Origin of the sequence: Nocardioides iriomotensis, assembly GCF_004168035.1 — a bacterium.
Lineage (GTDB): Bacteria > Actinomycetota > Actinomycetes > Propionibacteriales > Nocardioidaceae > Nocardioides_B > Nocardioides_B iriomotensis.
Genome location: NZ_SDPU01000020.1, coordinates 261,518 through 286,299 on the forward strand (window position 1 = coordinate 261,518; position 24,782 = coordinate 286,299).

21 protein-coding genes are annotated in these 24,782 nt (G+C 72.0%); 13 read left to right on the top strand and 8 right to left on the bottom strand.

The window, feature by feature from the left end; translation table 11 throughout:
• Window positions 1-3 precede the first annotated feature (3 nt).
• Window positions 4-138 carry a hypothetical protein gene (locus ETU37_RS23850; protein ID WP_276319680.1) on the bottom strand — a complete coding sequence of 45 codons (135 nt, stop codon included), beginning with the start codon at window positions 136-138 and terminating at the stop codon, window positions 4-6.
• 99 nt (window positions 139-237) lie between these two features.
• Between ETU37_RS23850 and ETU37_RS07875 the strand changes: the two genes are divergently transcribed.
• Both ETU37_RS07875 and ETU37_RS07880 read left to right on the top strand, forming a co-directional pair.
• Window positions 238-1,635: an amidase gene (locus tag ETU37_RS07875; RefSeq protein ID WP_129986690.1), complete on the top strand. Its 1,398-nt coding sequence runs from the start codon at window positions 238-240 to the stop codon at window positions 1,633-1,635.
• Entirely contained in the window at window positions 1,632-2,552 is a 921-nt protein-coding gene (locus ETU37_RS07880; RefSeq protein WP_240755615.1) for an SDR family NAD(P)-dependent oxidoreductase, read from the top strand. Before ETU37_RS07875 ends, ETU37_RS07880 begins: the two co-directional genes overlap by 4 nt.
• Before the next feature lie 22 nt (window positions 2,553-2,574).
• Here ETU37_RS07880 and ku read toward each other — a convergent pair whose 3' ends face one another.
• Complete coding sequence (gene ku, locus ETU37_RS07885) at window positions 2,575-3,522, bottom strand: non-homologous end joining protein Ku (RefSeq protein WP_129986691.1); 948 nt, start codon at window positions 3,520-3,522, stop codon at window positions 2,575-2,577.
• A 121-nt stretch (window positions 3,523-3,643) separates the two neighbouring features.
• Window positions 3,644-4,876 (bottom strand): NYN domain-containing protein, encoded by a 1,233-nt coding sequence (locus ETU37_RS07890; protein WP_129986692.1) that lies wholly within the window; start codon window positions 4,874-4,876, stop codon window positions 3,644-3,646.
• 65 nt (window positions 4,877-4,941) lie between these two features.
• On the opposite strand from ETU37_RS07890, the gene ligD (ETU37_RS07895) reads away from it, so the two are divergent.
• Window positions 4,942-5,874: a non-homologous end-joining DNA ligase gene (gene ligD / locus ETU37_RS07895; protein ID WP_129986693.1), complete on the top strand. Its 933-nt coding sequence runs from the start codon at window positions 4,942-4,944 to the stop codon at window positions 5,872-5,874.
• Window positions 5,867-6,769: a non-homologous end-joining DNA ligase gene (gene ligD, locus ETU37_RS07900; protein WP_129986694.1), complete on the top strand. Its 903-nt coding sequence runs from the start codon at window positions 5,867-5,869 to the stop codon at window positions 6,767-6,769. The genes ligD (ETU37_RS07895) and ligD (ETU37_RS07900) overlap by 8 nt, the downstream gene beginning before the upstream one ends.
• Window positions 6,770-6,883: 114 nt before the next feature.
• Here the strand turns inward: ligD (ETU37_RS07900) and ETU37_RS07905 are convergent, their stop codons facing one another.
• Complete coding sequence (locus tag ETU37_RS07905) at window positions 6,884-9,424, bottom strand: glycoside hydrolase family 32 protein (RefSeq protein WP_129986695.1); 2,541 nt, start codon at window positions 9,422-9,424, stop codon at window positions 6,884-6,886.
• Window positions 9,425-9,541: 117 nt separating this feature from the next.
• Window positions 9,542-10,543 carry a LacI family DNA-binding transcriptional regulator gene (locus ETU37_RS07910; RefSeq protein ID WP_206053793.1) on the bottom strand — a complete coding sequence of 334 codons (1,002 nt, stop codon included), beginning with the start codon at window positions 10,541-10,543 and terminating at the stop codon, window positions 9,542-9,544.
• A 121-nt stretch (window positions 10,544-10,664) separates the two neighbouring features.
• Between ETU37_RS07910 and ETU37_RS07915 the strand changes: the two genes are divergently transcribed.
• The 6 genes from ETU37_RS07915 (at window position 10,665) to ETU37_RS07940 (ending at window position 17,435) form a co-directional block, all read left to right on the top strand.
• Window positions 10,665-12,125 carry a GH32 C-terminal domain-containing protein gene (locus tag ETU37_RS07915; RefSeq protein WP_129986696.1) on the top strand — a complete coding sequence of 487 codons (1,461 nt, stop codon included), beginning with the start codon at window positions 10,665-10,667 and terminating at the stop codon, window positions 12,123-12,125.
• A gap of 49 nt (window positions 12,126-12,174) precedes the next feature.
• Complete coding sequence (locus ETU37_RS07920; protein WP_129986697.1) at window positions 12,175-13,503, top strand: ABC transporter substrate-binding protein; 1,329 nt, start codon at window positions 12,175-12,177, stop codon at window positions 13,501-13,503.
• Window positions 13,504-13,605: 102 nt separating this feature from the next.
• The gene (locus tag ETU37_RS07925; RefSeq protein ID WP_129986698.1) at window positions 13,606-14,490 is read left to right on the top strand and encodes a carbohydrate ABC transporter permease; all 885 of its coding nucleotides are present in this window, start codon (window positions 13,606-13,608) and stop codon (window positions 14,488-14,490) included.
• Window positions 14,487-15,392 (top strand): carbohydrate ABC transporter permease, encoded by a 906-nt coding sequence (locus ETU37_RS07930; protein WP_129986699.1) that lies wholly within the window; start codon window positions 14,487-14,489, stop codon window positions 15,390-15,392. Before ETU37_RS07925 ends, ETU37_RS07930 begins: the two co-directional genes overlap by 4 nt.
• A 16-nt stretch (window positions 15,393-15,408) precedes the next feature.
• Window positions 15,409-16,434 (top strand): LacI family DNA-binding transcriptional regulator, encoded by a 1,026-nt coding sequence (locus ETU37_RS07935; RefSeq protein WP_129986700.1) that lies wholly within the window; start codon window positions 15,409-15,411, stop codon window positions 16,432-16,434.
• A complete protein-coding gene (locus ETU37_RS07940; RefSeq protein WP_129986701.1) occupies window positions 16,431-17,435 on the top strand; it encodes a glycoside hydrolase family 32 protein in 1,005 nt (334 codons plus the stop codon). The genes ETU37_RS07935 and ETU37_RS07940 overlap by 4 nt, the downstream gene beginning before the upstream one ends.
• On the opposite strand, the gene eda is transcribed toward ETU37_RS07940, so the two are convergent.
• The 3 genes from eda to zwf are packed head-to-tail and all read right to left on the bottom strand — an operon-like array spanning window position 17,425 to window position 21,477.
• A complete protein-coding gene (gene eda, locus ETU37_RS07945; protein WP_129986702.1) occupies window positions 17,425-18,057 on the bottom strand; it encodes a bifunctional 4-hydroxy-2-oxoglutarate aldolase/2-dehydro-3-deoxy-phosphogluconate aldolase in 633 nt (210 codons plus the stop codon). The genes ETU37_RS07940 and eda overlap by 11 nt on opposite strands.
• Window positions 18,041-19,945 carry a phosphogluconate dehydratase gene (gene edd, locus ETU37_RS07950; RefSeq protein WP_129986703.1) on the bottom strand — a complete coding sequence of 635 codons (1,905 nt, stop codon included), beginning with the start codon at window positions 19,943-19,945 and terminating at the stop codon, window positions 18,041-18,043. The genes eda and edd overlap by 17 nt, the downstream gene beginning before the upstream one ends.
• On the bottom strand, window positions 19,942-21,477 hold the full coding sequence (gene zwf / locus ETU37_RS07955) for a glucose-6-phosphate dehydrogenase (protein WP_240755616.1): 1,536 nt from the start codon (window positions 21,475-21,477) through the stop codon (window positions 19,942-19,944). The genes edd and zwf overlap by 4 nt, the downstream gene beginning before the upstream one ends.
• 148 nt (window positions 21,478-21,625) lie before the next feature.
• Here zwf and ETU37_RS07960 point away from each other — a divergent pair, with 148 nt between their 5' ends.
• From ETU37_RS07960 to ETU37_RS07970, 3 genes are read left to right on the top strand one after another with little or no spacing between them, the layout of a single operon-like run.
• Window positions 21,626-22,822: an ROK family transcriptional regulator gene (locus tag ETU37_RS07960; protein ID WP_240755617.1), complete on the top strand. Its 1,197-nt coding sequence runs from the start codon at window positions 21,626-21,628 to the stop codon at window positions 22,820-22,822.
• Complete coding sequence (locus tag ETU37_RS07965) at window positions 22,819-23,358, top strand: MOSC domain-containing protein (protein WP_129986704.1); 540 nt, start codon at window positions 22,819-22,821, stop codon at window positions 23,356-23,358. The genes ETU37_RS07960 and ETU37_RS07965 overlap by 4 nt, the downstream gene beginning before the upstream one ends.
• Before the next feature lie 53 nt (window positions 23,359-23,411).
• Window positions 23,412-24,434 (top strand): LacI family DNA-binding transcriptional regulator, encoded by a 1,023-nt coding sequence (locus tag ETU37_RS07970; RefSeq protein ID WP_129986705.1) that lies wholly within the window; start codon window positions 23,412-23,414, stop codon window positions 24,432-24,434.
• The last annotated feature ends 348 nt before the right edge of the window (window positions 24,435-24,782 follow it).

Below are 24,782 nucleotides of genomic sequence, written 5' to 3' on the forward strand. Positions count from 1 at the left end.
CGCTCAGCCCGCGATCTTGGGCCGGATGTCGCGCTCGCGGCCGCAGCGGCGGCACCTGGCGTAGTAGCCCTCGCCGTCGACCGCGTGCTTCCGCTCGTCCTGGTGGAAGCCGAACCGGCACCGCCACGGCTTGCCCATCGCAGACCCCCTGTCCTCGCACGTGTGCCCACTGTCCCGCCTGCGGTGTGACCGACGCCATGGTCACGACGGACGTGACTGGTGAGTAACCTCGGCCGCGTGGACGACGATCTCTTCTTCTCCGGCGTCACCGGCCAGGCCGCGGCGGTCCGCGACGGCAGCGTCACCTCTCGCGACCTCGTCGCGGCGACCATCGAGCGGATCCACCGGTACGACGGCGCCCTCAACGCGTTCACCGTCGTGCTCGGCGAGCGGGCGCTCGACGAGGCGTCGGCGCGCGACGAGACGCCGGCCGGCGAGCGTGGGCCGCTGCACGGCGTACCCGTCGCGATCAAGGAGGAGGTCGACGTCGCGGGCTGCGTGACCACGTTCGGCGGCCGGGCCAACCGCACGCCGGCGGCGCAGGACGCCGAGGTCGTGCGGCGGCTGCGTGCCGCCGGGGCGGTGGTGGTCGGCAAGACGAACATGCCCGAGTTCGGCCAGGTGCCCTACACCGACTCCGGCGCGCACGGCATCACGCGCAACCCCTGGGACACGGTCCGCTCGCCCGGCGGCTCCAGCGGCGGCTCCGCGGCGGCCGTCGCCGCGGGACTGGTGCCGGTCGCCATCGGCGGCGACGGCGGCGGCTCGATCCGCGTGCCGTCGGCGGCCTGCGGGCTCTTCGGCCTCAAGCCCGCGCGCGGACGCGTGACCGACGCGCCCTTCCAGCACCCCTGGTGGGCGCTGGGCACCACCGGCCCGCTCGCGCGGTCGGTCGCGGACAGCGCGCTCGTCTACGACGTGATCCGGGGCGCGTTGCCCACCGACCGCTGGCACGCCGCGGAGCCGCACACGACGTTCGCCGAGGCGGCGGCCACCGATCCCGGTCGGCTGCGCATCGGCTGGGCGACCCGGTCGCCCGCGCCGGGGGTCCGGCCGCACCCCGAGCACGTGCGCGCGGTCGCCGCGACGGCGGAGCTGCTGGCCGGGCTCGGCCACGACGTCGCCGAGGTCGACCCGCACTACCCGGACGCCACCGCGCCCTTCCTCGTGCAGTACTTCGGCGCCATCCGCCGCGAGTGCGACATGGTCGAGCGGCGCGACCTGCTCGAGCGCCGTACCCGCGAGACCGCGCGCCTCGGCGCCTGGGTGCGCCCGGGCGCCGTGGAGTGGGCGATCCGGCAGGGCGAGGCAGTCGCCCGCAAGGTCAACCAGGTCTTCGACGACGTGGACGTGCTGCTGACCCCGACGATCGCGCACCGCCCGCCCGTCGCCGGGTCGGTGCAGGGCCTCGGCACGGTGCGGAGCCTGCTGAAGTCCCTCCCGGCGTCGGCATACGCCGCGCTCTGGAACGTCACCGGCAACCCCGCCGCCAACGTCCCGGTCGGGTTCGGCACCGACGGCCTGCCGCTCGGGGTGCAGCTCGTCGGCCGGCGCGACGACGAGACGACGCTGCTCTCGCTCGCGGCTCAGGTCGAGAAGGCGCAGCCCTGGGCGGACCGGAGGCCCGTGCTGTGAGCCTGCTCCTCACCACCCCGAAGGCGTTCGTGCGACGGCACCTGCTCGACCGGCTCCCGGGCGCGCAGCCGCGGAACCCCCTGCAGGGCAAGCGGATCCTCGTCACGGGTGCGTCGTCCGGGATCGGCGAGGCGACCGCTCTGCTGTGCGCCGAGCGGGGTGCCACGGTGCTGCTGGTCGCGCGTCGCGCCGACGCGCTGGAGCGGGTCCGGGACGAGATCGCCGCGTTCGGCGGTACGGCGTACGCCCACCCCTGCGACCTCACCGACGGTGACGCGGTCGACGCGCTCGTGCGCGACGTGGTCGACCGGCACGGCGGCGTCGACATGCTGGTCAACAACGCCGGCCGCTCGATCCGTCGCTCCATCCGGCTGTCCTACGACCGGATGCACGACGTCGAGCGCACGATGGCAGTCAACTTCTTCGGCCCGGTGCGGCTGTTGCTCGGACTGCTGCCCGGCATGGCCGAGCGCGGCGACGGCCACGTCGTCAACGTGCTGACCTGGGGCGTGCAGGTGAAGGCGCCGAAGTTCTCGGCGTACATCGCCTCCAAGACCGCGCTCGACACCTGGAGCCGGATCGCCGGCCGCGAGCTCTACGCGGACGGCGTGACCTTCACCAACGTCCGGATGGCGCTGGTGCGCACCGACATGATCGGGCCGACCGAGGCCTACGCGAAGCTGCCGGCGCTCTCGCCCGAGCAAGCGGGGGCCCGGATCGTGCGCGCGCTGGAGGACCGGCCGCTGACCGTCAACGTGCTGGCCGGCTCGCTCGGCGAGGTGTTCAACCTGGTCGCGCCGCGCCTGTCCGACGCGGTGTTCAGCGCCGTCGACCGCCGGTTCCCCGACTCGGCCGCGGCCCGCGCCCACGCCGAGGAGTCAGGAAGTCCTGCTCGTGGTCGGCGTGTCGCGGGCTGAGTGACCCCTCGGCGATCAGAGGTCAGGACGCCTTCTTCGCCGCCTTCTTCGCGGTGGTCTTCTTCGCCGTCTTGCTCGCCGTCTTCGTGGCGGTCTTCTTGGCCGGAGCCTTCTTCTCGGCCTTCTTCTCGGTCTGCTTCGCCGTCTTCTTGGCCGGCGCCTTCGTCGTCTCCGAGGTGCTCTCGCCGCGCGCGGTCTTGGCCGCGTCGACGGACTTCTGCAGCGCCGCGAGCAGGTCGACCACCTCGCCTCCGGTGGCCTCCTTCCTCTCGACGTGGGTGACCTCGCCGCCCTCGAGCTTGGAGCGCACCAGCGCCTCGAGCGCCTCCTGGTAGTCGTCCTCGAACTCGTCGGGGTCGTAGTCGCCGGCGAGGGTCTCGACGAGCATCCGCGCCATCTGCAGCTCCTGCGGCTTCACGTCGATGTCGGCCGCGTCGAGCCCGGAGAACTCGGGCTTGCGGACCTCGTCGGGCCACATCATCGTCTGCATCACGATCACGTCGTCGCGCACGCGCAGCACCGCGGTGGTCATCCGGCTGCGCAGCGACACGGTCACCACCGCGACCCGGTCGGCCTCGGTCAGTGCCTCGCGCAGCAGGGCGTAGGGCTTGGCCGCGGCGGCGTCGGGCTCGAGGTAGTAGCTCTTCTCCAGCCACATCGGGTCGATCTGCTCGCGCGGCACGAACTTCTCGACCGAGATCTCGCGGCTGCTGCTCGCCGGCAGGTCGGCGAAGTCGTCGTCGGTGAGCACGACCATCTCGCCGTCGTCGGTCTCGTAGCCCTTGGCGATGTCGGCGTACTCGACCTCCTCGCCGTCGACGCTGCACACGCGCTGGTAGCGGATCCGGCCGCCGTCCTTCGCGTGCACCTGCCGGAACGAGATGTCGTGGCTCTCGGTGGCGGCGTACAGCTTGACGGGCACGCTGACCAGCCCGAACGACACCGCGCCCTTCCAGATCGCCCTCGGCATGCTCGTCTCCCTCGTCTCGTGGTGGTCCCGACCGGCCCAAACCTCCGGTCACGTACGTAGACCGTCAGTGATCACCGTACTCATCGGCAAGGGAGGCGTCATGGGTGCGAACGCACCTGTCCTAGGGGCGACCCAGCCAGTCAGCGACCGCCACTTCCTCCTCATCGGAGAGCTCGATGCCGGCGGCGCGCGCACGCGACAGCGCATTCTTGACGAAGGCCCCGGCGATCTCGTCCGCAGTCGGAGCTGGCGACCGGTGCAGCGGCGACCCGCCGTAAGCCGCTCCGTTCATGACGAAACCGATCGAGCCACGGCTGACGGGAGCCCCGGCCTCCGTAAGTTGATCCCTGGACCACTTCGTTGCCTCGGTTGCGGAGAACGGATGCGTGGCAGCGAACTCCGCGAGGACGCCGTAGACGCGCCGCCAGTCTTGAGAATCGAGCCGTGGGAGGTTCTGCAGGGCCGCCAGTCTGGCGATCGCAGGGGGCTCGCCCGGAAAGCGTGCGACCGACTCGCCGAGCGCGGGGGGTTCGTGTCGGCGGGCGTCCCAGAGGAGGTGTTGATCGATCGTCAGGCCCGGTAGATCGAGACCGCGCAGGGCCGCGGCGAAGCTCCCGTGGCCGAACCAGCCAGACGTGGACGTACCGAGCTCCTGGTTCAGCTCGTGCGCCAGTGTCGCCAGGTTGATCGGCTGTGCCGCGGAGGCGTACTTCTCACGAACCAACCGTCCGAAGGAGTCGAAGGTCTGCTCGTTCGTCTCGGTCCCCGCTGTTGAGGCGATGACGGCTGGATCCGAGTCGTCCTCCTCCTGCAGGAGCTCGAGGGTGCGCTGCCCGTCGATGAGCTTGTCGGCAACGGCCGTGAAGGCAGCTGCAGCGTCGAACGGCGAGAGGATGGTCGTGCGCCGGTCGGCGGCGCGGATCCTCACGAGTAGCGGAGTGAGGTCGCTGTCGCCGGACGCGAGTACGAACTCGTCGTACCGCGTCGGGGCGGACAGGGCTTCGAAGGCGTCGAGAACCAGTCGGATGTCGGCCGCGTTCTTGGTTCCCTGTGTCAAGGAGGGGCAGTCGACCACGTCGAAGCCGGCGCGCGTGAAGTAGGGCCGAAAGCCCGAGAAGTAGATGCGGTCAGCGCGCGACGATGAGCCCGGTGGCGCGATCCATCCGTTCGGGTTCATGTAGCAGCGACGCACGAGCCAGGCTCGTTGCCCGTCGAGCGTGGACGAGGTCGCCAGCCGCTCGAGAAGCGCGCCCGGGTCCTGGGCGAATGACTTCGCCGCCGCGGGGTCCAACCGGTGCAGGCCGCTGAACACGTTGTCGAAGTCGAGATAGAGCGCGGTGCGGACGCGGGTCATGGCTCGAACCTAGGTGGATCGGCCACGGTCGCATGGGATTGACGCCGTTGCGTCAGGATGGACCCATGCGTCCGATGCTGGCTACCCGTGGCAGCCGCGTACCCGCCGACGACGCCTGGATGCACGAGGTGAAGTGGGACGGCATGCGGGTCGTCGTCGAGGCGGGCCGCGGGAAGGTGCGGCTCTGGTCGCGCAACGAGAACGACGTCACCGTCACGTTCCCCGAGCTGCACGCGCTCGCGGACCTCGACCACGAGGTGCTGCTCGACGGCGAGGTCGTCGCGTTCCTCGACGGTGTGCCGAAGTTCGGCGCGCTCGCCGACCGGATGCACGTCAGCCAGGCCGCGCGCGCCCGCGCGCTCGCGGAGAGGAACCCGGTCACGCTGCTCGCCTTCGACCTGCTGCGTCTCGACGGCGAGGACCTGATGGGGCTGCCGCTGACCGAGCGGCGGGCTCGGCTGGAGGGCCTCGGGCTCGCCGACGTGCACTGGCAGGTGCCTGCGGCGTACGACGACGGCCTGATGCTGATGGCGGCCACCGAGCAGCAGGGCCTCGAGGGGATCGTGTCCAAGAAGCGCAGCTCGCGCTACCACCCCGGGCGGCGCAGCGCGGACTGGCTGAAGTTCCCGCACCGGGCCAGCGGGTCGTACGTCGTGGGCGGCTGGCGCCGCGAGACCGACAGCCGGACCCGGATCGGCGCCGTGCTCGTGGGCGAGCCGGCGGGCGGCGGCCTGCGCTACCGCGGTCGGGTCGGCAGCGGCATCGCCGGGAAGGCCGGGCAGCGGCTGCTCGACGTGCTGGCGCCGTACGAGACCGACGTCTCGCCCTTCGTCGACGAGGTGCCGAAGGTCGACGCGCTCGGCACGACCTGGCTGGTGCCCGAGGTCGTCGTCGAGGTCGCCGCGCTCGGCTTCACGCCCGCCGGGCGGCTGCGTCAGCCGGCCTTCCTCGGGGTACGCACCGACCTCACGCCGGAGGAGGTGGTCCCGCATGCCTGACGAGGTGATGGTCGAGGTCGACGGGCGGACGCTCAAGATCAGCAACCTGGCCAAGGTGCTCTACCCCGAGTCCGGCACGACCAAGGGCGAGGTGCTCAACTACTACGCGCAGGTGGCGCCGGTGCTGCTGCCGCACCTGGCCGACCGCGCGGTGACCCGGATCCGCTGGCCCGACGGCACGGCGAGCCACCAGTTCTTCGAGAAGAACCTGCCCAACGGCGCGCCCAAGTGGCTCCGCTCGGTGACGGTCTCCTCGACCGGGTCCCGGGGCGGCGGCGACCGGATCACCTACCCCCTCGTCGACGACACCGCCGGGCTCACCTACCTCGCCAACCTCGCCTCGCTCGAGCTGCACGTCCACCAGTGGAAGTTCAACGGCAAGCAGCAGCCGCTGCACCCCGACCGGCTGGTCATCGACCTCGACCCCGGCGCGCCCGCCGGCCTGGGGGAGTGCTGCCAGGTGGCGCTCCTCGTGCGCGACAAGCTCGAGGGGCGCGGGCTGTCCTGCGCGCCGGTCACGTCGGGCAGCAAGGGCCTGCACCTGTACGCCGCCCTCCCGGGCGACAAGACCGCCGACGAGGTCCGCGACGCGGCGCAGGAGGTCGCGCGCGAGCTTACCGACGAGCGCGGTGACCTCGTGGTCTGGAAGATGACCAAGACCCTCCGCCCCGGCAAGGTGTTCCTCGACTGGTCGCAGAACACCGCCGCCAAGACCACCATCACGCCGTACTCCCTGCGCGGGCGCAATCGGCCGTACGTCGCCGCCCCGCGGACCTGGGACGAGATCGAGGCCGGCGCCGAGGACGCCGAGGAGATCGACCACCTGCTGCTCGACGAGGTGCTCGCCCGGATCGACGACGAGGGCGACGTCTTCGGCGACCTGCTGCACGGCTGAGGGGCCCGAGACGCGCGAAACCCGCCGTTCCCGAGAGACGGCGGGGTAGCGCGGTTCGTCAGTCAGGATTCCCGACCGAACCCTCTCGAAACATCGGGCCGCGGTCGTCGAGCGTCAGGAGGCCGGTCGGTCGTCGAACGAGATCTCGTCCGCGGTCACGTGCCCCCAGCCGCCGGTGGCCCGGTCGATGACCTCGAGGTGGGCGGTGCGCCCCTCGAGGTCGGCGACGTTCCACAACGCCCAGCGCAGCCGCTCCTCGTCCTGGCCGGTGGCGGTGCGGACGACCTTCCCGTCGACGACGAGGTTCACCGTGGTCTGCGCATCGGGGTCGCCGAGACCCAGGGTGGCGTCGTCGGTGAACACCACCCGGTCGACCATCAGGTGGCCCCAACCGCCGGTGTTGTCGTCGACGACCTCGATCCGGGCCCGTTTCCCGACGAGCTGGTGCACGTCCCAGGTGACGCGTCGGAGCACGTCGTCGTTGCGGCCGGTCGCGGTGCGGCGTACCTCGCCGTCGACGAGGAGGTTCACCGACGTCGTGGCCGGCTCGCCCCACCGGTGGTTGCCGCCGGCGACGAGCAGGTCGACCTGGTCGCGGGTGATCGTGAACTCCGGCGACCACACCGAGCCGGTCGAGGAGTCGCCGCCGTTGACGAAGGTGTCGAGCACCTGGGCGCCGCTCTGGTTCGGCAGCGACGACGCCGTCGGTCCCTGCCCGGCGAAGCTGCCGGTGCCGGACCAGCCGGGGCCCCAGTCGCTGCCCTCGAAATCGTTGACGAGCTCGGCGGGCGCCGGGTTGTGGCCGCCGCCCATCAGGAAGTTCACGAACGGCTCGGTGACCGTGAAGTCCGGTGACTTCAGCAGGCCGGTCGCGGCGTCACCGCCGTGGTAGCTGTTCGCCAGCCGCTGGCCGGAGAAGCCGGTGACCGGCTGCTGGTCGGGAAGCGTGCCCGCCGCCGGCCCGGTGCCGAACGCCGCGCCGGTCGTCGACCAGCCGTCCCAGCCGGTGCCCTCGAACCCGGCGTACGGCGCCGGCCGGGACGTCGCCGCGGTGACGTCGTCGCACTCGCGGATCCGCATGTTCGTGAATTGGGCGGCGCCGCCGGAGGCGTAGAGCCGGATGCCGTCGTCGCCCCGCCGGAAGTGCACCAGGCTGGAGTGCACGACCTTGCCCTCGTCGGCGAAGACCTCGACGCTCGTCCTGTCCACGAAGATGCGCAGGTGGACCGAGGTGGCATCGGGTCCGAAGGGCGACTCCGACTGCTGGTAGGGCCCGAACGACAGGTCCGGCGCCTCGCCCGGCCGGTCGGAGCCGGAGCGGTCCACGTAGAGCCGGTCGCCCTGCCACACGCCGATGTTGGTGCCGCGGCTGCGGTCCGGCGGCACGCCCACGGTCACGCCGACGTTCTCGAGCTGGGTCCACGACACGTCGGCCTCGAGCTCGTAGGCGGTGCCGCGGTAGTCGAGCTCGACCTGCCCGTTGACGATCCGGTCCGGCAGTGCGCGGGTCTCGGCGACGTGGTCGGCCAGCCCGGGGACCGGTTCGGAGAGCAGGTGGTAGTCGCCGGCACCCGGCCCCCGCTTGGCCAGCCGGATGCTGCGGACCAGCGACATCTGGCCGCTGGTGCCGTCGGTGGCGTACGTCGGGGTGTGGCTGAGCGAGGCGTAGCGCCAGTTGTTCATCCAGCCGACGGCGTACCGCCGGTCGAGCGGCTGGGTGTGGTCGGGCCAGCTCACGGCGGCGTACCAGTCCCAGCCCCAGTCGAGCCACTTCGGGTCGGGGTGGTCCGGGACGAACGCGGTGCCGTTCCACTCGCCGGTCCAGTAGCCGTAGGTGTCGGGCAGGCCGCTGCGGTCGCCCTGCGTGCTGGCGGCCAGCACCCACCTGACGGTCCCGTCGTCGGCGCGGATGCGGAACAGGTCGGGGCACTCCATGCCGCCGATGTCGGGGGTGCGGTACTCGAAGTCCGAGCGGAAGGTCCAGTGCTTGAGGTCGGGGGACGTGTAGAAGCTCATGAACTGGTTGCGGCCGATGGCCGCGACCCACTCGTCGCGGGCCGGGTCCCACTCGATCTTGGGGTCGCGGAACCAGTCCTCGTTGCCGGGGTCCGGGTTGTCGATCACCGGGGCGCCGTACGGCGTGAAGGTGTGGCCGTCGTCGGTGGAGTACCAGAGGTACTGCTCCTGGTCGTAGCGGTCGCCACCGGTCGGCTGGGTGGCGAGCGCGACCACCGCGCCCGCACCGAAGCCGGCGGTGTTGCCGGTGTCGACGACCGCGGACCCGGTCCACACCGGGAAGTCCGGCCCCTTGGGGATCGCGGTGCCCTGGTCGGTGAAGACGACGTTGTCGGTGGTCGTGGCGTGGTGCCAGTCGCCCTGGCCGGTGTCGGGCGCGTCGCTGAAGAGGTAGTAGAGGTGGTACCTCCCGCCGGCCCAGACCGGGCGCTGCGGGTCGCTGAGCCAGCCCGGCGGACCGGTCAGGTGGTAGCGGGCGCGCAGCGAGTCCTCGGGCGGCGCGGTCGCGTCGGCCGGGGTCGTCGTCAGCGTGGCGAGCGCGCTGGTGAGCAGGGTGGTGATGGTCGCGAGGGCGGCCGACGCGCACCGAGCGCGTCGTCGCCGGGGCGATCCGGAGTGTGTCGCGGGCCTGGTCGGCATGGCGGTTCCTGACTCCCTGTCCGAGTGGATGTGACGGAACTAACGCGCGTTAGCAGCGGAACGTAACGGTCGTCACATCGGTGCGTCAAGGGACGGGGACGACGCGCGGGCGAGGAGTCAGACGGAGGCGCGCTCGACCAGCCGGCCGGTCAGGGTGCGATCCAGGACCCGCTCCCCGGCCGCCGTCGCGGCCAGCATCTCGACCGCCGCGACCCCCATCTCCGCGAAGGGCAGGGCGACGGTGGTGAGCGCCGGACGCAGGTAGGCGGCGACGATCTCCTGGTTGTCGAAGCCGACGACCGCGACGTCCTCGGGAATGCGCAGCCCGCGCTCCTTGGCCGCGTCGTAGGCGCCCATCGCCATCCGGTCCGTGGCGCAGAACAGCCCGGTCGGCGGGTCCGCGAGGTCGAGGAGCCGGGCCGCGAGGTCGTAGCCGGTCGTCGCCGTCGCGTCGCCCTGCCGGACCAGGGCGGGCTCGAGCTCCAGCCCGGCCTCGGTGAGGGCCCGCTCGTAGCCGGACCGGCGACCGGTGCTGGCCGGCAAGCCGGCGGCGAGGTTCACCAGGCCGATCCGGCGGTGGCCGGCGGCGAGGAGCCGCCGGGTGGCGGCGTACCCGCCCTCGACCTCGTCGGGAAGCACGCTGACGGCGCCGGGTCGGTCACTGGTGCAGTGCACGAGCACGGTGGGGACCGCCTCGACGGCGGCGGGCAGCGTCGCGACCCGGTGCATCTGGGTCGCGTAGACCAGACCCTCGACACGGCGATCGAGGAGCATCTCGACACCGGTGGCCTCGATCTCCGGGTCGCCCTCCGAGCTGACGATCAGCAGCAGCTTGTGCCTCCGCCACGCCGCCGCCTGGGCGCCGTGGATGATGCCGCCGCCGAACGGGCTGGCCGGGATGTCGGTGACGAACCCGATGAGGTCGGTGCGCTGCGCGGCGAGGGACTGGGCGCCCGCGTGCGGCCGGTAGCCGAGCTCGCGCGCCGCGGCGACCACCCGCGCCCGGGTCGCCTCGCTGATCCGGACGTCGGTGCGGCCGTTGAGCGCGAAGGAGACCGTCGCCCGGCTGAGCCCCAGGTGGCGGGCGAGGTCGTCCATCGACAGGCCGCTCTTCCGCACGCGCGCATCCTCGCACGCACCGATCGGGACGAGTTCGCCCGGTGTGCTTGACGTCACAGCGGATGACCTCTACGGTCTGCTAAAGCGCATAACTAAAACGCTTAAACGCACCGGAGGAACCGTGCCGCACCCGCAGAAGGAAGACCACCGCGTCTTCTACACGCCGTCCGACGGCTTCGTCGGCGACGTGATCCCGTTCCGCCACGGCGGCGAGTTCTGGCTCTTCTACCTGCTCGACCGGCACCCCGGCGAAGGCACGCCCTGGCAGCTGCTGCGGACCCGCGACTTCGTGACGTACGACGAGGCCGGCACCGGGCTGGCCAACGGCGACGCCGCGGCCGACGACTTCAACGCCTACACCGGCAGCGTGGTCGAGTCCGACGGCGTGCACCACGTCTTCTACACGGGTCAGAACCCCAAGATCGTGGACGAGGCCACCGGCGTCCCGCTCCAGGTCGTCATGCACGCGGTGAGCCACGACGGCATGGCCACCTGGGTGAAGCAGCCGCAGGACACCTTCGCCGCCCCTGGCGACCGCTACGACCGCGCCGACTGGCGCGACCCGTTCGTGTTCCGGCCGGACCCGGAGGGCCCCTGGCGGATGCTGCTCGCCGCGCGGCATCTGACCGGCCCCGACCGTCGCCGCGGCGTCGTCGCCCAGTGCGCCTCGTGGGACCTCGCCAACTGGGAGGTCGTCGAGCCGTTCTGGGACCCGGCGCTCTACGTCACCCAGGAGTGCCCGGAGGTGTTCCGGATGGGGGACTGGTGGTACCTGGTGTACTCCGAGTTCTCCGAGCGGTTCACCACCCGCTACCGGATGAGCCGCGACCCGCTCGGGCCCTGGCTGCTGCCGGCCGCCGACGACTCGCTGGACGGCCGCGCGTTCTACGCCGCCAAGAGCGCGGCGGACGAGGACGGCCGCCGCTTCGCGATCGGCTGGATCCCCACCAAGGCCGGCGAGACCGACGACGGCGCGTGGGAGTGGGCCGGCGCGATGACCGTGCACGAGCTGGTGCAGCGCCCCGACGGCGCCCTCGACGTCCGGCTCCCCGACACCGTCCGGGCGTCGTTCACCGAGGAGGACCGCGTCACGTTCGCTCCGGTGCTGGGCGACTGGGACCGGCTCGGGGTCGACGTTCCCGACGGGCACGCCTGTGCCGTGGCGGGTCCGCTGCCCGACACGTTCCTGCTCACCGTCGACGTCGAGGTCGGCGCCGGCACCTCGGCGGTCGGTGTCGTGCTGCGGTCGGGACAGGACGGCGACGAGGGGTACGCCGTCCGCCTGGAGCCGCGCGCCGGCCGGCTCACCTTCGACCGGTGGCCGCGGCTGCGCACCGGCGACGCCCAGTGGCAGATCAGCGGCGACGTGCCGCAGGTGCTCGAGCTCGAGCGGGCGGTCGACCTGGCGCCCGGGCCGCACCGGCTGGAGGTGCTCGTGGACGGCACCGCGTTCACGGCGTACCTCGACGACCGGGTCGCGATGAGCGGCCGCCTGTACGACAAGCGCGACGGCGGGCTCGGGCTGTTCGTCACCGAGGGTCACGCGACCTTCACGGACGTGCGCCTCCGGCGTCGTCCCTGACACTGTCCCCACGCCGGTCGATGGCGTGCTCTTCATGGAGGAACGAAGGATGAAGTACACACGATGGGGCCTGGCACTCCTGCTGGCCCTGGCCCTCACGGCCTGCGGGGGCGCGAGCGGCACGGGCAACACCGACCCGACCAAGGTGAGCGGTGACATCGAGCCGCGCGCGATCTCGTGGCTGCTGTCGCGACCCGCCGACGGCGCCGTCATCACGACCGTGCAGGACATCGCGGCCGACTACGGCAAGGAGCACCCGGGCTTCTCGCTGGAGCTGATCACGACGCCCGACCGGCCGTCGTACCTGCAGAAGCTGGAGACGCTGGCCACCGCCAAGAAGCTGCCGGAGTTCTTCGACACCGACGCCACGCCCTTCGCCGACAAGCTCCGCGCCCGCGGCGACATGGTCGACGTGGAGAAGCTGCTCGACGAGCTCGGCATGCTCGACGACTACCGGCCGCTGGCCCTGGACTACCAGCGTTTCGACGACGGCGGGCTGTTCCTGATGCCGTTCGAGTTCGAGCTCGAGGCCTTCTGGTTCAACACCAAGCTCTTCGACAAGGCCGGCATCGACGTGCCTGAGACGCTCGACGACCTGGTCGACACCTGCGGCCCGCTCCGCGACGCCGGGGTCGTGCCGATCGCCCTCGACGGCCAGGACCAGTGGCCGCTCGAGCGGTACATGTCCTACTACCCGTTCCGCACCGCCGGCCCCGACTACGTCAAGGAGCTCAAGAAGGGCGAGGCGTCGATCACCGACGAGCCCGGGCGCCAGGCCGCCGGGTGGATCCACGACCTCGGCCAGGCAGGCTGCTTCCCCGACGGTTTCTCGTCCACCGGCTACACCGACGCCCGGGACCTGTTCACGACGGGCAAGGCCGCGATCTACCAGATCGGCACGTGGGAGCTGCCCACGTTCCTCGGGGACCTGCCGCCCGCGACCGCGGGGGCGATCGACTACTTCACGCTGCCGACGACCGACGGTGCTGTCACCGACCCCAACGAGTTCACCGTGGTCTCCGGCATCGGCACCGCGATCAACTCGCGCACCTTCGACCCGCTGGTCAAGGACTTCGTGACCTACCTGCTGGAGGAGTACCCGAAGCGGTACGCCGCCCAGGGCCGGTTCAGCTCGACGACGAACGTCGAGACCGCGGCCCCCGAGAGCGGGTCGGAGCTGTTCGACAAGGTCGTGGCCCAGATGGACGACCTCGGCGACCAGACCGCGATGCCGTGGGACACCCAGCTCGACCCCACGTCCAACTCGCGCCTCCAGCAGGAGCTCACCCTCCTCGCGCAGGGTGAGACCACGCCGGACGAGTTCCTGGCGACCGTCGACGAGACGATCTCCGAGAACGCCCCGAAGTACTTCGAGTAGCCACCCGCGGACCGGTCGGCCGGGTGATCCTCCGGTCGCCCGGCCGGCTCCGCGGAACCCTGAACCCCGCCCCACCTACGACACCGAACAGGAGGAACCACGATGCTCACGAACCGCTCCCGGACCGCGGTGCTGGTGTTCCTGCTGCCGCCTCTCGGGCTCTACCTGGTCGCGGTCGTCGGCCCGATCCTGCACTCGCTGGTGCTCAGCTTCTTCGAGTGGGACGGCCTGTCCGCGATGACCTTCGTCGGTCTCGACAACTACCGCCAGATGCTCTTCGACGACGACATCTTCTGGAAGGCGACCGGCCACGGCCTGGTCTACCTGGCCGTCAGCCTGTTCTTCCAGCTCGTCGTCGCGCTCCTGCTGGCCAACCTGCTCACCTACGTGCGGCGCGGGCGGGAGCTGGTCAAGACCGCGTACCTGCTGCCGGCGATCGTCAGCACCGTCGCGATCGCCCTGATGTTCCGCCGGATCTACTCCCTGGAGCCGCTCGGCCTGGTCAACGCCGCGCTCGGCGCGGTCGGGCTCGACGGCCTGCAGCGGCCCTGGCTCTCCGACCTCGACACCGTGCTGGTCGCCGTGTCCGCCCCGGAGGGGTGGCGGTTCGCAGGCCTCTACATGCTGATCCTGTACGCCGCCCTCATCGCCGTGCCGAAGGAGCTCGAGGAGGCCGCGCGGCTCGACGGGGCCTCGGAGTGGCGGATCTTCACGCAGATCCGGTTCCCCTACATCCGGCCGGTCTTCCTGACCACCGCGATCATGGCGGCGACGTACAGCCTGCGTGGCTTCGACATCCCCTACCTGCTGACCAACGGCGGCCCGGGCCACGCCTCGGAGCTGCTGACGACGTACATGTACAAGACCGCCTTCACCAGCACGAACTTCGGCTACGCCAGCACACTCTCGGTGTTCATCGTCCTGCAGTGCGTCGTCGCGGTGCTGCTGATCGGGCTGGTCCGTCGCTCCGGGAGGTACGCGTCATGAGCGCCACCACGCTGAGCCGGCGTGCCACTGAGGAGCACGCCGTCACCCGTCCGCCCGCCCCCGAGCGGGTGCGCCGGCTCCGGCTGGCGCGGCACGGCGTCACCGCGCTGGTCGCGGCGATCGTGCTGGTGCAGGTCTACCCGCTCGTGTGGGTGCTGCTCACCAGCCTGCGTCCGGCCGGTGAGTTCGCGGCCGGCAACCCGTTCGCCTTCCCGAGCGAGCTGACGCTCGAGAACTACCGCCGCGCCTGGGAGCTCGCGCCGCTGCCGCGCTACGTCTTCAACAGCCTGGTCGTGACGGTCGTGTCCAACGCGCTGATCGTGGTGCTCGGGATGATGGCGGCGTACGCGCTGACCGTGCTCGAGTTCCGCGGCAGCAAGGTGGTGCACGGGCTGTTCCTGATCGGGATCATCGTGCCGGTGCACGTCGCGCTGGTGCCGCTGTTCCTCAACTACTCGCAGGTGAACCTGCTCGACACGTACCAGTCGATGATCATCCCGCTGGCGGGCTTCTCGCTGCCGATGTCGGTGTACCTGTTCTCGTCGTTCTTCCAGTACATCCCGCGCGAGACCTACGAGGCGGCCGCGCTCGACGGTGCCGGTCCGTATCGGATCTTCGCCCAGATCACCGCGCCGCTGTCGGCGAACACCGTGGTGACAGTGGTGTTCGTGAACAGCATCTTCATCTGGAACGACTTCGTCTTCGCCAACACGTTCGTGCTCAGCGAGGACCTCAAGACGATCCCGCTCGGGCTGCAGAACTACATGGGCGCGATGGGGTCGATGGACTGGACGGCGACGTTCGCGGCAGTCTGTGTCACCGTCACGCCGCTCCTGCTGGTCTTCCTCGTCCTCAACAAGGCGATCATCTACGGGCTGGAGTCCGGTGCGACCAAGGGCTGAGGGGGAGGATGAGGGCATGACCGAGGCGAGCACGCCCGCCCGCCGGGCGACGATCGCCGATGTGGCGCGCCTGGCGGAGGTGTCGTCGGCGACGGTGTCGTTCGTCATCAACGACAAGCACACGATGCGGATCAGCGAGGCCACCCGTGAGCGCGTGTGGGCGGCGGTGCGCGAGCTGGGCTACCGGCCCAACGCGCTGGCCAAGAGCCTGAGCTCGGGCAGCTCGCGGTTCATCGGCGTGGTCGCGGACGCGATCGCCACCACGCCGTTCGCCGGACAGCTGATCCAGGGCGCGCAGGACGAGGCCTGGCGGCACGGCTACGTGCTGCTGGTCGCCAACACCGACGAGGAGAAGGACGTCGAGGCGCAGGCCCTGCGGATGCTGCTGGAGCACCAGGTCGCGGGCATCCTCTACTCGACGTACTACCACCGCGAGGTGGAGGTCCCCGCCGACCTGCGCAACGCCCAGGTGGTGCTGGCCAACTGCTACGCCGAGGGGTCGAGCCTGCCGTGCGTCGTCCCCGACGAGGTCCAGGGCGGCAGGTCGGCGACCGACGTGCTGCTCGACGCCGGGCACACCCGGATCGCGTTCGTGAACTCCGTCGAGGACGCGCCCGCGACCCGCGGCCGCCTCGAGGGCTACCAGGCAGCGCTCGCCGCGCGTGACGTGCCGTTCGACGAAGGCCTCGTGCTCACGCTGGGCAGCCACCAGGAGAGCGGCTGGACCGCCGCCGAGAAGCTGCTCGCCATGACCGAGCCGCCGACCGCGGTGTTCTGCTACAACGACCGCGTCGCGATGGGCCTGTACGACGCCCTGCGCGAGCGCGGCCTGCGGGTGCCGGCCGACATGGCCGTGGTCGGCTTCGACAACCAGGAGATCATCGCCGGCCACGTCCGCCCGCCGCTCACGACCGTGGCGCTGCCGCACTACGAGATCGGTGCGCGGGCGGTGCAGGTGCTGCTCGGGCTCGACACCGGCGAGCCCTCCGGGACGCTGCGACACGTGATCGCCTGCCCGACCGTGACCCGGGAGTCCGTGTGAGACCCGAGCTGCACTTCACCCCCACGAGCGGCTGGGTCAACGACCCCTACGGCGTCACCTGGCGCGACGGCCGCTACCACCTGTTCTTCCAGCACGTCCCCGGCTCCCTCGTCTGGGACGTCGCGCAGCACTGGGGGCACGCGGTCAGCGACGACCTCGTGCACTGGACCGAGCAGCCGGTCGTGCTGGCGCCCGACGACGCCGACGGCGGCATCTGGTCCGGCACCGTGGTCGACGCCAACGTGGGCCGGATGTTCTACACCTCGGTCGCCGTCGACGCGCCGGACCTCGGCACGGTCCAGGAGGCGCGTCCCACCGACGACACCTGGACGGCGTGGAAGAAGGTCGACGGCGCGGTCGTCCCGCTGCCGGACGACCTCGACCTGGTGCAGCTCCGCGACCCCTTCGTGCTCCACGACGGCACGTCCTGGCGGATGGTCGTCGGCGCGGGCCTGAGCGACGGCACCGCGGCCGCCCTGTCCTGGACCTCCGACGACCTCGAAGGCTGGACCTACGCCGGCGTGCTCACCTCGCGCCGCGACGCCGACCGCGACCCGGTGTGGACGGGGACGGCCTGGGAGTGCCCGCAGCTGCTGCGTGTCGACGACGCCTGGGTGCTGGTCGTGTCCGTGTGGTCCGAGGGGCACACGCGGTACGTCGCGGCGGCCGTCGGTGACCTCGTCGGTGACCGGTTCGAGGCGCGCTCGTGGCAGCGGCTGACGCACGGCGCGCACTACGCCTCCTCGGCGTTCCGCGACGCCGACGGCCGCCCGTGCCTCATCCACTGGCTCCGCGGCGTCGCCGACCTCGAGGCCGGCTGGGCCGGCGCGCACTCGGTGCCGCACGTGCTCGGGCTCGCCGGCGACCGGGTCGTGCTGTCGCCGCACCCGGCCGTCGCCGACCGGACGGTGAAGGACGGCGACAGGACCGTCCTGGTGGACGGCCCGGTCGTCGAGGTGTTCGGCCCGGACGGCGTCGCGGGCTACGTGCTCACGCCGTAGCGAGCGCGGCGGCCTCGCCGGCGAGGTCGCTGATCCGCTCCCAAGCGCCGGCGCGCACGGCGTCGGCCGGGGTGATCCACGACCCGCCGACGCAGCCGACGTTGGGCAGCGCGAGGTAGGTCGGGGCCGACGCGGCGGTGATCCCCCCGGTCGGGCAGAACCGCGCGGCCGGCACGACGCTGCTGATGCTCTGGAGGAACGCCGCGCCGCCGGACTGCTCGGCGGGGAAGAACTTCAGCTCGGTGCAGCCGTGCTCCAGCGCCGCGAGCACCTCCGACACCGTCGCGGTGCCCGGCAGGAACGGCAGGCCGGTGTCGCGCATCGCGCCGAGCAGGGTGGGTGTGGCGCCGGGGGAGACCAGGAAGGACGCGCCCGCGGAGGCCGCCTCCTTGGCCTGGTGCGGCTCGACGACCGTGCCGGCGCCGATGGTGATCTCGGGGACCTCGTCGGCGATCGCCCGGATCGCGTCGAGCGCGACCGGGGTGCGCAGGGTCAGCTCGATCACCGGCAGGCCGCCGGCGACCAGCGCCCGGGCGACCGGGACCGCCGCGTCGAGGTCGTCGAGGACGACGACCGGGACGACCGGGACCAGGTCGAGCAGGGACTCAGGCGTGCTGGACAACGGGGACCTCCTCGGGGGTGACCAGGCCGGGGAACACGCTGGCGCCGGTGTCGGCCGGGCCGACCGTGGCGCGGAACCCGGCGAACAGCTCGCGGCCGGTGCCGACCCACTCCTCGCCGCTCGGCGCGCGGCCGGTGGACTGGCGGGCGGCCAGGTCGGCGTCGGAGACGTCGAGGTCGAGCCGCCCGGTGACGGCGTCGACGGTGACCAGGTCGCCGTCGCGCACGCGCGCCAGCGGGCCGCCGAGCGCGGCCTCCGGTGTCACGTGGATCGCGGCCGGCACCTTGCCGCTCGCGCCGGACATCCGGCCGTCGGTGACGATCGCGACCTTCTGGCCGCGGTCCTGCAGCACGCCGAGCGCCGGGGTGAGCTTGTGCAGCTCGGGCATCCCGTTGGCGGCCGGGCCCTGGTACCGAATCACCGCCACCAGGTCGCGGCCGTCGAGCTCGCCGGCCTGGAAGGCGGCCAGGAAGTCGGCCTGGTCGTCGAACACGGCCGCCGTCGCGGTCACGACCTGGTGCTCGGGCTTGACCGCGGACGTCTTGACGACCGCCGTACCGAGGGGGCCGGTGAGCACCCGCAGCCCGCCGTCGACCGCGAACGGCTCGTCGGCGCCGCGCAGCACCTCGGTGTCGAGGGAGGCCTTCGGGCCCTCCTCCCACGCGATGCCCGGCGCGTCCGGGGCGGCGCCGAGACCGTCGCCCGAGGGGCGCGGCTCAGTGGTGTAGCGCCAGAGGCCGCGACCCATCACGGTGTTCACGTCGTCGTGCAGCAGGCCCGCGCGGAGCAAGGTGTGCACGAGGTACGCGATGCCGCCGGCGGCGTGGAAGTGGTTCACGTCGGCCTTGCCGTTGGGGTACACCCGGGCGAGCAGCGGCACGACCGCCGAGAGGTCGGACAGGTCCTGCCAGGTCAGCACGATGCCCGCGGCGCGCGCGATCGCGACGAGGTGCAGCGTGTGGTTGGTGGAACCGCCGCTGGCGAGCAGCGCGACGCAGGCGTTGACGACGGCCTTCTCGTCGACGATCCGGCCGACCGGCGTCGGCTCGCCGCCCTGTGGGGTCAGCGCCGTGACCCGGGCCGCGGCGGCACGGGTGAGCGCCTCGCGGACCGACGTGCCGGGGTTCGCGAACGACGCGCCCGGCAGGTGCAGGCCGAGCACCTCCATCAGCAGCTGGTTGGAGTTGGCGGTGCCGTAGAAGGTGCAGGTGCCGGCGGAGTGGTACGACGCCGCCTCGGCCTCGAGCAGCTCGTCGCGGCCGACCTTGCCCTCGGCGTGCAGCTGGCGCACGCGGGCCTTCTCGTCGTTCGGCAGGCCGGACGTCATCGGCCCGGCCGGCACGAACACCGTCGGCAGGTGACCGAACGACAGCGCCCCGATGAGCAGGCCGGGGACGATCTTGTCGCACACGCCGAGCATCAGCGCGCCGTCGAACATGTCGTGCGACAGCGCGACCGCCGCGGACATCGCGATGAGGTCGCGGCTGAACAGCGAGAGCTGCATGCCGTCGCGGCCCTGGGTGATGCCGTCGCACATCGCGGGCACGCCGCCGGCGACCTGGGCGATGCCGCCGGCGCGGAGCACGGCCTTCTTGAGCTGCTCGGGGTACGTGGCGTACGGCTGGTGCGCCGACAGCATGTCGTTGTAGGCGGTGACGATCGCGATGTTGGGCTTGCTGCGGCCGATCAGCGCCTTCTTCTCGGCCGGCTCCGACGCGGCGAAGCCGTGCGCGAGGTTGGCGCAGGCGAGCTTGGTGCGGGCCGGGCCGCGGTCGGCGGCGGCGTCGATCTTGGCGAGGTACGCCGTGCGGTGCGGCGCGCTGCGGTCGGCGACGCGCGCGGTCACCTCCGCGACGACGGGGTGGACGGTGCGGGCGGGACGGGTCACTGGTCGGACTCCTGCCAGGCTCGGCCGTCTCGCTCGAGGAGCGTGGCGGCTGCGGTGGGGCCGGTCGTGCCGGCGGCGTACTTCTTCGGCCGGTCGGGCGACGCTGCCCACCGGTGGAGGATCGGCTCGACCCAGGTCCACGCGGCCTCGACCTCGTCGCGGCGCATAAACAGGGTCGGGTTGCCGCGGATGACGTTCATCAGCAGCCGCTCGTAGGCCTCGGGCAGCCGCTGGTCGAACGTCGCGGCGTACGAGAGGTCCAGCGAGACCGGCCGCAGGCGGATGCCGCCGGGGCCGGGCTCCTTGGCGGTCATGTGCATCCTCATGCCCTCGTCGGGCTGGAGATGGATGTGCAGGCGGTTGGGCTCGTGGGCACCTTCGCTGTGCGGGAACATCGCGTGCGGCGGCTTCTTGAATACCACGACGATCTCGGAGACGCGGCGGTCCATCCGCTTGCCCGTGCGCAGGTAGAACGGGACGCCCTTCCAGCGCCAGTTGTTCACCTCGGCCTTCAGTGCGACGTAGGACTCGGTGCGCCCGTCCGAGGCTGGCACGTCGTCGGCGTACGACGGGACGGGGGCGCCGTCGACGAGGCCCTGGGCGTAGACGCCGCGCACGGTGGCGCGGTCGACGTCGTCGGGGTTCATCGGCTTGAGGGCCTTGAGCACCTTGAGCTTCTCGTCGCGGACGTCCTCGCGCGAGGCCACGGTCGGCGGCTCCATCGCGACGAGGCAGAGCAGCTGGAGCAGGTGGTTCTGCACCATGTCGCGCATCGCGCCGGCGGTGTCGTAGTAGCCGCCGCGGTCGCCGACGCCCAGGGACTCGGCGACGGTGATCTGGACGTGGTCGATCCAGTGCGCGTTCCAGACCGGCTCGAGGAAGGTGTTGGCGAAGCGCGTCACCAGGAGGTTCTGGACGCTCTCCTTGCCGAGGTAGTGGTCGATGCGGAAGATCTGGGTCTCGTCGAAGACCGCGCCGACCGCGTCGTTGACCTCGCGGGCGGACTCGAGGTCGCGGCCGATCGGCTTCTCCATGACGACGCGCGCGTGGTCGTCGACCACGCCGAGCTCGTCGAGCCGCTGGCAGATCGTGCCGAACAGGCTCTGGCTGACCGCGAGGTAGAAGACCCGGACCGGGTTGGCGTCGCCGGGGTCGTGCCGCTTGAGCAGCCCGTGCAGCAGGTGCCAGTCGGCCGGGTCGGTGAAGTCGAGTCTGACGTGGTGCAGCCGGGCCAGCAGCCGGTCGACCGCGGCCTCGTCGAAGCTGCCGGTCGGCACGTGCTCGAGGAGTGCCCGCCGTACGTCGGAGCGGTAGTTCTCGTCGTCGAGCGGGCTGTGCGAGACGCCGATGACGCGGGTCGTGTCCGGGAGCTGGCCCTCGAGGTCGCGGAGGTACAGCGCCGGCAGCAGCTTGCGCAGGGCGAGGTCGCCGGTGCCGCCGAACACGACGAAGTCGCACGCCGGCGGGATCGCCGCGGCGTGCTGCGTCGATGCGCTCGTGGCGCTCGTGGGATGGCTGGGTGCAAGGTCCACGCGCTCGACGGTAGGGAGAACTTAGAACCGATGCAAGCGTATCTTCGGATTTGAGAAGACATAAGTGTGAAGACTTGCGCACGACTGCGTTACGTTGCGGAGTGCCCGCTCGGTGCCGTAGCGGGTCAGCCGAGGGGAGGAGGGCCTGGTGACCTCGACCGACACGCGCGACAGCGTCCTGTCCGGTGTCCCCGCGACCGCCGGCGACCTGTTGGAGCTGGTCCGGACCGGCCAGGCGCAGACCCGCGCCGACCTGTCCCGGCTGACCGGCCTGTCCCGCACGGCCGTGCTGTCGCGGGTGACCGCGCTCGTCGACGCCGGCTGGATCTCGCCGGGAGAGGAGCTGGCCTCCACGGGCGGCCGGCCGCCCGGGTCGCTGGTGTTCAACCGCGACGCCGCGGTCGTGCTCGCCGTCGCGGTCGGCCGGTCGCGATCCCAGCTCGGCGTCTTCGACCTCGACGGCCAGGAGGTCGTCGCCCTGTCGCGTGACCACGAGGTCGGCGTCGGCCCCGACGAGCTCATGCCCGAGGTGGCGCACGGCCTCGCCGAGCTCCTCGCGACCACGCCCGGTCCCGTCGCCGGCATCGGGATGAGCCTGCCGGGCACCGTCGACGCGGCAAGCGGCATGAGCCTCGACTCGCCGGTCATGCGCGGCTGGGACGGGGTCGCCCTGGCGCCGTACCTCGCCGCCGTCACGGACGCACCGCTCTTCCTGGCCAACGACGCGGTGGTGCTCGCCGAGTCGGAGCTGTTCCACCGGCCGGACGCTCCGCGGCACGCGCTGGTGGTCAAGGCGTCCACCGGGCTCGGGCTCGGCATCGTCGACGAAGGCCACGTCGTGCGCGGGCACGCCGGCGCCACCGGCGAGATCGGGCACTGCAAGGTCCCCGCCGCCACCGGCCTCTCCTGTCGCTGCGGCGCGGCCGGCTGCCTCGAGACCGTCGCCGGAGGCTGGGCGCTGGTGTCGCGGCTCCAGGACCAGGGCGGCGAGGTCGGGCACATCCGTGACCTGGTCGCCCGCGCCGTGGCCGGCGACCCCGACTCGCGCGGCCTGCTGCGCGAGAGCGGACGGCACCTCGGCGAGGTGCTCGCGGTGGCGATCAACCTGCTCAACCCCGAGGTCGTGGTGATCGGCGGCGACATGGGCGCGGCGTTCGACCTGTACGTCGCCGGCGTCCGCGAGACGGTCTACGCGGACACCACGGCGACCGGGTCGCGCGACCTGCAGTTCCGGCCGGCCGCCCACGGCGACCGTGCGGGGCTCGTCGGCTGTGCTGCGCTCGCCATCGAAGGCGTGCTCAACCCCGCCGTCGTCGACGCGGGCCTGCGCGAGGCCACCCGGTGACTGCTCGGGTGCTGGCCGTGCACCGCAGCCCCACCCACTCGTTCTCCAAGCCGACCGTCGAGCGGATCCGGCTGCTCGAGGGTCTCGGCGTGGAGGGTGACGCGCACTGCGGAGTCACCGTCCAGCACCGCTCGCGGGTACGCGCCGACCCCTCCCAGCCCAACCTCCGCCAGGTGCACTTGATGCATGCCGAGCTCTTCGACCTGCTCGCCGAGGTCGGGCACGCCGTGACGCCCGGGCTGCTCGGCGAGAACGTCACCACCCGCGACCTCGACCTGCTTGCGCTGCCGGTGGGCAGCAGGCTGTCGATCGGCGGGGCCGTTGTCACGGTGACCGGGCTGCGCAACCCGTGCCGGCAGATCGAGGCGCTCCAGCCGGGTCTGCTCGCGCGGGTGGTCCGCCGGCACGACGACGGCACGGTCGAGCGGCTCGCCGGCGTGATGGGAGTCGTGTCGCGCGGCGGCGTTGTGGCAGCCGGCGACCCGGTGGCCGTGTCCCTGCCGCCCGGTCCGCACCTGCCGCTGACGCGCGTCTGAGGCGGCCAGACCAGAGCGCCGCGCGACAACGTTGTCGGTGGTAGAAAGGGCGTATGCCCGCCGCCGGCAAGCCCCGCCCCACGATGAAGGACGTCGCCGCGCTCGCGGGCGTCAGCTTCAAGTCCGTCTCGCGTGTGGTCAACGGCGAACCCGTGACCGACGCTGTCCGCGACAAGGTGCTGCGCGCCGTCGAGCAGCTGGACTACCGGCACAACCTCGCCGCGAGCAACCTCCGCCGCAAGACCGGCGGCACCCGTGTCGTCGGCGCGCTCGTCCAGGACCTCGCCAACAGCTTCTCCAGCGAGCTGCTGCGTGCGCTCGAGGACGCCTGCCGCGAACGGCAGGTCGCTCTCCTCGCCGCCAGCCTCGACGAGGAGCCGGACCGCGAGCGCGCACTCGTCTCCGACCTCGTGTCGCGCCGCGTGGACGGTCTGGTGATCATGCCCGCCTCGGACCGGCACGACTACCTCGACGTCGAGCGCCGCGCCGGGCTACCGACCGTGTTCGTCGACCGGCACCCGCGCGGCATCGACGCCGACACGGTCACCACCGACAACCTCCAGGGCGGGTACGACGCGGTCCGCCACCTGCTCGACCGGGGGCACGAGCGCATCGCCGTCCTCAGCGACCTGCCGAGCATCCAGACCGCCGCGCTGAGGCTTCGTGGAGCCGAGAAAGCACTGCAGGACAGGGGAATCCCCGTCGAGGAGTGGATGGTCAGGGCCGACCTCCGCGCGGACGACGACGCCGAACGAGCCGTTGCCGAGGCCCTCTCGCGGCCGGACCCGCCCACCGCCTTCGTCGCCCTCCGCAACATCCTGAGCATCGGCGCGCTGCGGGCGCTGCGCGCCGCCGGCCGCGACGGCGAGGTCGCACTGGTCGGCTTCGACGACTTCCCGACGGCCGACCTGATGGACCTCACCGTCGTCCGGCAGGACGTCACACGGATCGGCCGGGTCGCGGCCGACCTGCTGTTCGCCCGGCTCGACGGCGATGACAGCACCCCCCGGCACGTCGTCGTGCCGCACCGATTGGTGCCTCGAGGAAGCGGCGAGGTGCCCCCTCCGCACCTGTGAGGGTGCGTCCTCGGTCACATCGGCCGTCGTGCTGCAACCGTTCGCGCAGCGTCTCCGGCGAGCCGGTCGGCGGCCGCGTGGCGCCCTCCGTCGCGTGAGTCCGGAGCGGCTCCGACGCGCCCCGTCGGCGGCCCGCGGAAGGCGCCGCTGACCTGCGTGAAGGCGCCGGCGGCCCGCCGGTGCGGCGCCGCGTGGTGAGCGGTGACGCGGTGGCGGCTACCCGTGAGTCGCACTCGCGAGTAGCCGCCGGGCCGGCGTCCACCCGACCGACCGGTCGGTTACCAAGAGGTCAGTTGACAACGTTGTCCGCAGGTCACCACGGTGGTGTCGCAGTACCGGAGAGCGGCA